Origin of the sequence: Adlercreutzia shanghongiae, from assembly GCF_035830635.1 — a bacterium.
In the GTDB taxonomy this organism is placed as follows: Bacteria; Actinomycetota; Coriobacteriia; order Coriobacteriales; family Eggerthellaceae; genus Adlercreutzia; species Adlercreutzia shanghongiae.
The window spans coordinates 1-8524 of sequence record NZ_JAYMFI010000038.1; the positions used below are offsets into that span (position 1 = coordinate 1).

7 protein-coding genes are annotated in these 8524 nt (G+C 45.2%); all 7 read left to right on the forward strand.

Annotated features, from left to right (window positions below; genetic code table 11):
• Positions 1-355: 355 nt before the first annotated feature.
• The 7 genes from VJ923_RS11940 to VJ923_RS11970 are packed head-to-tail and all read left to right on the forward strand — an operon-like array spanning position 356 to position 8281.
• Positions 356-1576: a glycosyltransferase family 4 protein gene (locus VJ923_RS11940; protein ID WP_326441783.1), complete on the forward strand. Its 1221-nt coding sequence runs from the start codon at positions 356-358 to the stop codon at positions 1574-1576.
• Positions 1576-2622: a polysaccharide biosynthesis protein gene (locus tag VJ923_RS11945; RefSeq protein ID WP_326441785.1), complete on the forward strand. Its 1047-nt coding sequence runs from the start codon at positions 1576-1578 to the stop codon at positions 2620-2622. The genes VJ923_RS11940 and VJ923_RS11945 overlap by 1 nt, the downstream gene beginning before the upstream one ends.
• Positions 2619-3494, forward strand: coding sequence for an SDR family oxidoreductase (locus tag VJ923_RS11950; protein ID WP_326441787.1), 876 nt, complete (start codon positions 2619-2621; stop codon positions 3492-3494). The genes VJ923_RS11945 and VJ923_RS11950 overlap by 4 nt, the downstream gene beginning before the upstream one ends.
• Positions 3487-4605 (forward strand): non-hydrolyzing UDP-N-acetylglucosamine 2-epimerase, encoded by a 1119-nt coding sequence (gene wecB, locus VJ923_RS11955; RefSeq protein ID WP_326441789.1) that lies wholly within the window; start codon positions 3487-3489, stop codon positions 4603-4605. Before VJ923_RS11950 ends, wecB begins: the two co-directional genes overlap by 8 nt.
• A complete protein-coding gene (locus VJ923_RS11960; protein WP_326441790.1) occupies positions 4590-5627 on the forward strand; it encodes a glycosyltransferase in 1038 nt (345 codons plus the stop codon). Before wecB ends, VJ923_RS11960 begins: the two co-directional genes overlap by 16 nt.
• A 3-nt stretch (positions 5628-5630) precedes the next feature.
• Positions 5631-7028: a lipopolysaccharide biosynthesis protein gene (locus VJ923_RS11965; protein ID WP_326441792.1), complete on the forward strand. Its 1398-nt coding sequence runs from the start codon at positions 5631-5633 to the stop codon at positions 7026-7028.
• Entirely contained in the window at positions 7025-8281 is a 1257-nt protein-coding gene (locus VJ923_RS11970; protein WP_326441794.1) for a glycosyltransferase family protein, read from the forward strand. The genes VJ923_RS11965 and VJ923_RS11970 overlap by 4 nt, the downstream gene beginning before the upstream one ends.
• The last annotated feature ends 243 nt before the right edge of the window (positions 8282-8524 follow it).

The window sequence follows — 8524 nt, forward strand, 5'->3', positions numbered from 1 at the left end:
TCTGCCTCCTGGTTGATCGAATCTAGACAACTCAATCATACCAACGGCAGGCGCCATGTCTTCTGGTATCTAGACTGTGCTGCTGTCAAAGTGCGCAAGAGATTGTACGTTACCTCAAGTAGATATGCGTCTGTTGAGCTGCGTTGTTGCCAGCTTGCACCATGCTCTCTGCGGAAAAGAAAACAAGCTAGTCGATAGCTGGTTTCTATTGGGGGTTCGAGCGGGCTGGCGCTGTCATCTATGAAAGCTCGCTTGGAGGAAAGACTACCTAGAGGATGGGTTAGAATAGGGGCTATGTTCTGAGTGATTGCGCCAACTTTCGGGACGCTACTGGCGTAGAGAGGAGTTGATAGCTTTGAAAATACTCATGGTATGTCAAAGATATTGGCCCGAGCACTTTCAAGTAACAGAGGTTTGCGAAGAACTTGCATCGCGCGGACATGAGGTTACGGCACTCGTGGGTTTGCCGAACTATCCCACAGGTGTTATACCAGCTGAATATCTCGATGGGAAGAACAGACTTCAGGTTCGTAACAGTGTAAAAATAATTCGATGCGAAGAGGTTCCGCGATCGCGCGGAGTGCTTGGTCTGGCCAAGAATTATATCAGCTATGTAGTGTCTGCATGCTCTAAGGTGAAAGAATTGACGCCGGATTATGACCTGGTATTCTCGTATCAGCTCTCACCAGTTTTGATGGCCGTGCCTGCCGTTAGCGCTAGCAAGAAGATGCGGTTGCCATTAGTGTTGTATTGCGCGGATATTTGGCCAGATGCTGTTAGAGCGATGCTTCCAAAACCCCTCAGTTTTCTGATGCCGTTACTAAGAAGGATGAGCGCAAGGATATATCGGTCGTGTAGTGCAATTGCGGTTAATAGCAGCGAGTATATTCATGGTTTTTCTGAAATGTTTGGCATAGGAGAGGATAGGCTAGTTTACATTCCACAGTATGCTGATGATGAATACTTAATAAATGACTTTAATAAAAATACTAATGATAAAGTACGATTTGCGATGATTGGCAATATCGGCAAGCTTCAGCATATGCAAACTTTAATGCAGGCAATTCGCAAACTCGGAAACCGAGGTGATTATGAGGTGCATATAGTTGGCACTGGCTCTGCACTTGACTATTGTAAGGAATTCATCCAAGCGAACGGTCTGAGCAGCACTGTGTTTTTCCATGGGAGAAGGCCTTACGAAGAGATGCCGGACTACTACAAAATGGCAGACGCTTGCCTGCTGACTTTGCATGTGCCAGACGCACCTTGGATAAGTGCGACTCTTCCTAGTCGTTTGCAGGGCTATATGGCAGCAGGAAAACCCGTTATCGCCGCCATTGATGGGTCGGCTAAAGAGGTAATCGAAGACTCAGGATGCGGTTTAGCGGTTCCGGCGACAGATTCTTCTGCGTTAGCCGACGTGATGCAGCTTTTTATTGAGGATAAGACCAGGTTCGAGAAGTGCGGATACAATGGCCGAGTTTATTTTAAAAAGCACTTTATGAAACAGCGGCACATGGATAACATAGAAGAGCTACTAATTAAGGTTGGCGCAAAAACGGAAGGTTCAATGTAATGTCAATTTATGGCAATCGAGTGCTATTGATTACAGGTGGCACTGGTTCGTTTGGTCATGCGGTCCTCAAGCATTTTATGCATTCTGATATCGGCGAAGTCAGAATTTTTTCTCGTGATGAAAAGAAGCAGGATGATATGCGGCACTTATTGCAAGCTAGATATCCTGATCTTGCCGGAAAAGTTCGTTTTTATATCGGAGATGTACGTGATACGCGCTCAGTTCAGGATGTGATGAAAGGGGTGAACTTTATATTCCATGCTGCTGCGTTGAAGCAGGTTCCTTCTTGCGAGTTCTTTCCCATGCAGGCTGTCAATACCAACGTTATTGGTACAGACAATGTCTTACATGCGGCCATCGATGAAGGCGTCGAAAGGGTCGTGTGTCTTTCAACAGACAAGGCGGCTTATCCCATCAATGCTATGGGAACTTCGAAGGCTATGATGGAGAAGATTATTTACGCAAATGCGCGTAATGGCGCTGGACGTACTACGATTTGTTGCACTCGTTATGGAAATGTGATGTGCAGTCGTGGCAGCGTAATACCGTTGTTTATTGATCAAATTCAGAATGGAATGCCCATTACAGTGACCGATCCTAATATGACGCGTTTTCTTATGAATCTTGACGAGGCGGTAGAGCTTGTTCAGTTTGCTTTCGAAAATGCCAACCCGGGAGATTTGTTTATTCAAAAGGCTGATGCAAGCACTATAGGCACGTTAGCGACTGCAGTGCAGCGTTTGTTCGGAGAGACTGGCGTTAATGTAATTGGGACAAGGCATGGCGAAAAACTATTTGAAACGTTGATGACCCGCGAAGAGAGCCTTAGGGCCGAGGACATGGGCCGCTACTTTAGAGTGCGTGCTGATACGCGTGATTTAAACTACGATAAGTTTATTGTTAAGGGCGACGTCAAAACTATGGCGGACGAATCTTATACGAGCCACAACACGAATAGACTCGATGTTGAGGGAACGATACAAAAGCTGCTCAGCGTCGATTTTGTTAGAGATCGCCTCGAGGGTATTGAAGTGGAGGCCGAATGAGATTTCTAGTTTTTGGCTCTTCTGGAATGGCCGGGCATTTGATATCTCGCTATTTGGTAGAGCGCGGACATTACGTTGAGGGGTTTTGTCGCCATCCTGCGGCTGATTACCGTGAAATATCTGGTGATGTCCGAGATACTGACCTGGTAGAAAAGGTTGTTTGTGAAGGAAATTATGATGTAATAATTAACGCGATTGGAATTCTCAATCGAGATGCTGAACGCGATAAATCTCAGGCGGTTTTTGCCAATGCTTTCTTTCCTCACTATCTCGCCTCACTTGTGCAATCGACGGAGTGTCGAATTTTTCACATGAGTACAGATTGCGTGTACCGAGGAAATACGGGACCCTATGATGAAATGTCTTTTCCAGATGGGACCTCGTTTTACGATCGATCTAAAGCGCTAGGGGAGCTTTGTGACGATCACAATCTTACGTTTCGCAATTCAATCGTTGGGCCAGACATCAACCCTGCTGGTATTGGGCTGATGAATTGGTTTATGCAGCAAGAGGGTGAAGTTAAGGGATATAGCAACGCAATTTGGACTGGATTGACGACCCTAGAGCTTGCAAAGGCCATGGAATACGCCGCTCTGTATGGCGGGTCGGGACTTGTTAACATGGTGCCCGAATGCGCAATAAGCAAATATGATCTCCTTGTGCTGTTCAATCGATATTTGTGCTCCGATTCCCTTACAGTCACCCCCTATTCCGATTTTAAGTTAGACAAAACTTTGATGCGTCGCAACTTTGCTATCGACTATCGACCATCAAGTTATGAGGAGCAAATACGAGAGATTGCTGAATGGATTAGAAGTCACTGCAATCTGTACCCCCACTACAAGAGTTTCGGAAGAGGGACTAATGAATAAGCTGAAGCTGGCTACCGTAGTAGGAACAAGGCCCGAGCTAATCAAAATGAGCGAAATGATTAAGACCTTTGATCGTGTCTTTGATCATGTTCTGATTCATACGGGGCAAAATTATGACTATGAGCTGAACAAAGTCTTTTTTGATGATCTAGACCTCAAAGAACCTGACTATTATTTAAATGTCGTAGGAGATACTCTTGGGGAGACAGTCGGTTCGATTATCTCGAAATCTTATAGCCTTTTCTCGGAAATAAAACCCGATGCTGTAGTCGTCTTGGGCGATACTAATTCTTGCCTATGCGTTATAGCGGCTAAGCGTCTCAAGATACCGATTTTTCATCTTGAGGCAGGTAATCGTTGCTTTGACGAGAACCTCCCTGAAGAAGTCAATCGTAGGATTGTTGACACAACAAGCGATGTGAATCTTTGCTATTCGGAACATGCGAGGAGAAACTTGTTGGCGATGGCTGCTGATCCGGCAAGGACGTTCGTTGTGGGGTCGCCTATGCGCGAAGTTCTTGCGCGCAATGCGGAAAAAATAGCCACGAGCACCGTTCTCAGCGATCTTTCGCTGCAACGCAAAAAATATATCCTGCTCTCAGCGCATCGTGAAGAAAACATTGATAATGATAAAAAGTTTCACTCAATGGTTGAGGCCATTAACTGTATGGCTGATTATTTTGAAATGCCTGTTCTCTACAGTTTGCATCCGAGGTCGAGAAAAAGGATTGCAAATGAGGGAATTGAGTTCCACCCATTGGTGTCAATGCATAAGCCCTTTGGTTTTACTGATTACATTAGCCTCCAAAAGAATGCCTATTGCGTTGTGTCCGACAGCGGAACTTTGGCAGAAGAATCGGCAATTCTGAGTTTTCCGGCAGTATCCCTGAGAACTTCTACCGAAAGGCCAGAAGTTGTTGATAAGGGGACTTTCATTTTAGGGTGTCCGGATGCTCACAGCTTAATTCAGGCTATCAAAACTGAAACTGAGTTGGCGATCTCAGCTTCTCCAGTACCTGATTATGCCGACTGCGACACAAGTGCGAAAGTGGCGCGCATTATTCAGGGCTATACTCCCTTTGTGAATGCGACTGTGTGGCGGAAACAGTGAAGATAATTGTGTTTGATGTCGCCGCTGATAGCGGCGGCGCTCTTTCAACTCTGTATTCCTTTGCCAATCGCGTCAAAACAGACGAGGAGAATGAATATGTATTTGTTACGAGCGTGGCCTCCGTTCCAGAGGCTTCAAACATTGAATGCATTCAATATCCTTGGGTGAAGCAATCTTGGTTCCATAGACTCGCTTTTGATGCAATTGTAGCGCGACGGCTGATTGCATCGACGAAATCCGATGAGGCTGTGTCGCTTCAAAATATGCTCCTCCCTTTTTGCTCAATCCCCCAAACAGTGTACTTGCAAACAGTTCTGCCTTCTGGCCTATCCGATTACAAAACTTCATTTTTAAGGGAACCTAAGCTCTGGGTTTATCAGAACGTAATAGGTAGATTTATCGTGCGATCGCTTAAGCGGTGCTCGACGCTGGTCGTGCAGGCTGATTGGATAAAGCGGCGTTGTATCGATAGCCTGAATGTTGATGGTTGCTCTGTGGTGGTAGACAAAGAAAAGCTTTCGAAAGTTGAATGTTCAGATTGGAATCGAGAAAGATCTCATGACGAACCCTATATCTTTGCATATCCTGCAAGCGGGTTTTCCTATAAGAACCACGGGCTGATTGTCGACGCATTGAAGCAGCTCGACAGCGAGACATTAAAACGGATGGAAGTTATTTTCACGCTTGATGGAAACGAGAATCGTTACACAAAAGGCCTCAAAAAAAAGGCGGCAGGTCTTCCAATTCAATTTTCAGGCTGGAAACCAAAAGAACAAATGAATTGCTTTTATGATAGGGTTGATTGCCTGCTGTTTCCGTCGACTCTTGAGACTGTTGGGTTGCCCCTGCTGGAGGCCAGATCGAAATTGATGCCTATCCTTGCACCGAATCTCGATTATGCGTTGGACGTTCTTTCTGGGTATGAAAGAGTATCGTTCTTCGATCCTTCGGATTCTACGAGTCTCGCAAATTTGTTGCAGCAAAAAGTTACCTCTGCAAACTCAAATTGCAGGGGGCAATAAGGCGTGGGAATTAAGGGGAACTTAAAACTTGTCATTACGGCTCAAGCCATTGTAATGCTTGCGTCGTTGGTGAAAGCGTTCGTGTTGCCGAAAATCCTAACTGTGGATTATTACTCCTTTTGGCAGGTCTATGTTCTATATTCAGGATATGTTGGTATTTTTTCTCTTGGATATAGCGATGGGGTTTATTTGCTATATGGTGACAGGGAGTACAACAAGCTTCCGTTTAAGGAATTGCGAGCTACCAATCGACTGTTCGCGCTGATTCTGATGATATTGACGGTATTGTTGGCGGGTTTAGTTATTTTGGCTGTGCATGAGCCGAACAAGCGGTCGGCGCTTTTATGGACAGTACTAGATATTCCTCCGGTTTGTTTAATTGGATTGGTGTTGTATATTTTCCAGATAACGAACCGTTTCTCTCAATATCGCCTGTATTCTGTTTTGGATAAAATACTAATAATAGCTGCTATCGGGTTTCTTGCGTTTTTCGCGCCACCACTGCCGGGGCCGTATGAGGCCGCTGATTGCCTCGTAAAATATGTAATTTGCTTTGTTGTATTGGTCAAATTTCGCGAATTGTTTTTTGGCTCGGCTGTTTCTCTCAAGGTATGTGCAAAGAATTATTTGACTACGTCTAAAGTTGGCCTTAGTTTACTATTCGCGAATATGATTGGAATGCTAGTTATTGGCGCGGGTAGAATAGTTGTGGAGCTATCGGGAGATGTGGCTTCATATGCATATTATTCATTTGGCGTGTCTGTCACTAATGTTTTACTTGCTTTTGTTACCGCGGCGAGTCTTGTTGTTTACCCTCATCTGAAACGCCTAGACTCTGCCCGCTATAGCAAGTACTTTCGAGATATTGAAAAGATTGCCACTGTTGGCGCGTTGCTTTGCATAGGTTCGTATTTTATATTGAGCAAATTTGTGGACAGCGTATTCCCGGATTACAAGACACTCGTGAGTTACCTGCCATTTCTTCTATTGAGTGTTGCAGGGCAAATTAAAATGCAGGTGCTAAACAACTCTTTCTACAAGGCATTACGAATGGAAAAGCGCATGCTCGCGGCAAACGTTCAGAGCATAGCTTTATTTGTTCTTCTAGGGTTACCCGGGTATGTTCTTACCGGTAATGCATGGTTTATTGCATTTGGGACGGGGGTGGCGTTGATTATTCGAAGTTGGATGTCTGAATTTGAGATTTGCAGAGTTTTGGATTCTTCGCTGTCCAAGACCACATTGTTCGAAATTGCGCTTAGCGTAGGGTTTTCACTGTCAGCTATTATATCGTTTTTTCAACAAGGTTACTCGTGCTGGCTGCCGCTCATTGCGTCTGCTTGCTTCGTTAGTGCAATTTATTTATTTGTTCGGTTTCGTCATCAAAGTGAATTGTCATGAACATTGTTTTTATAGTTGATTCTTATCTGCCAGCTCCAGCTGCAGTCGGCGTGTGCGTAATGAATGTAGTTGAAGCAATGAAGTCCGAACACGATATTACAGTGTTGGCCCTAGCTTCAACTCCTGGCATGAAAGACGTGCATAGCATTGAGGGCGAGGGGTACCGCATTGTCTACGTGAAGACGCCGGAGTCTGTTTTGAGAGCTCGTTCCATAGAGCGGCTTCGCAGCGGCACTTCTGAATGTTCGAAGCTTTTGGGCAGCATCGGGCTGTTGTCTGCAAGGTTCTGGAGACAATTGAGGCTGGTTTGCTCTGAAAATGCATGTGACCCTAATTTGGTCGAAGCGTACTACAAAGCGCTCTCGGGCCTTCCGGAGGCTCCAAATGTCATTGTTCCGGCGTGCATGCCGTTTGAGTCTGTGGTTGCTGCGTCAAAATACAAAGACCAGATAGCATCGACGAATGTTGTTCCCATGCTCTTCGATCAGTTTGCTGACTCGAGCACGATATACAGACTGCACCTTGAGAAAAGGGTTAAGTATCGCGCCAATGTTGATGTCGAAAGAGAAGCTTTGTCGCGAGCGAAGTCAATTATGCAAATAACTTGGTCTGACCATATTGCCGACGAGTTTCCAGAGTTCTCGAGTAAGTTGGTAAGAATTGAGCACCCCCTACTAATCAATCGACGAGCATTTGTTCAAAAAAAACATTCGCGAGATATCACTATGGTTTATGCAGGTGCCTTGGATCGGGATATTAGGAATCCAGCTTGGGTAATCGAAGTCTTGGAGAAAGCGCTTAACACGGAGGATTTGAAAAGCATCGTCGAATTCTACGTTCCTAGCTCGCAAAAGTATTTATGCTATTTCAAGGGGAAAAACCCTCGGTTTCAAATTAAAGAAGCCGTGCCGTATAGTGAAATTTCGACTGTTCTGGGAAATGCGTCATGCTTGCTTTCAATTGGGAATCAGACAATCGATCAAAAAGTAAGTAAGATATACGAGTATATGGGCTATGGCCTGCCAATATTGCATTTTGCCGCCAGACTAGATGATCCCGCAGTTCAGGATATTGAGAAATACCCTCTGGGCTGTTTAATTTTTAAAACCGATTCGCTGGATTCAAACTGCGACAAAATTCGAATATTTTTGGAAGCCAATTCTGACTCAGAAATAGAGTATGAGACCGTTTGTGACCTTTTTCCCGAAGAATCTCCGAAAATGATTGCCCAGATAATAGAGGGTTGTGCGTAAGATCAAGGGAGGACAAGGTGCCCTTCATCCTCCCTTGAATGGTTTCGTTAGATGCAGAAGCCGGGGGCTACGCCAAAGGGTACGTCGGCGTTATGAAAGCCGGGCGTGAAGCCATCTGCTCCGACTGTATTGAAGGCCGCTAATCCTGCGGGGTATGCAGAACGACCCCACCATTGAGTTGGATTAGCGATATAAGTACGCTCGAGAATCGGATTGGGGGGTATTGCGCAGCACCTGTATCTT

Excerpts from the sequence above, each read along its gene's own strand:
- VJ923_RS11945 (WP_326441785.1), top strand. The coding sequence starts at position 1,576 with ATGTCAATTTATGGCAATCGAGTGCTATTGATTACAGGTGGCACTGGT.
- VJ923_RS11950 (WP_326441787.1), top strand. The coding sequence starts at position 2,619 with ATGAGATTTCTAGTTTTTGGCTCTTCTGGAATGGCCGGGCATTTGATA.
- wecB (WP_326441789.1), top strand. The coding sequence starts at position 3,487 with ATGAATAAGCTGAAGCTGGCTACCGTAGTAGGAACAAGGCCCGAGCTA.
- VJ923_RS11970 (WP_326441794.1), top strand. The coding sequence starts at position 7,025 with ATGAACATTGTTTTTATAGTTGATTCTTATCTGCCAGCTCCAGCTGCA.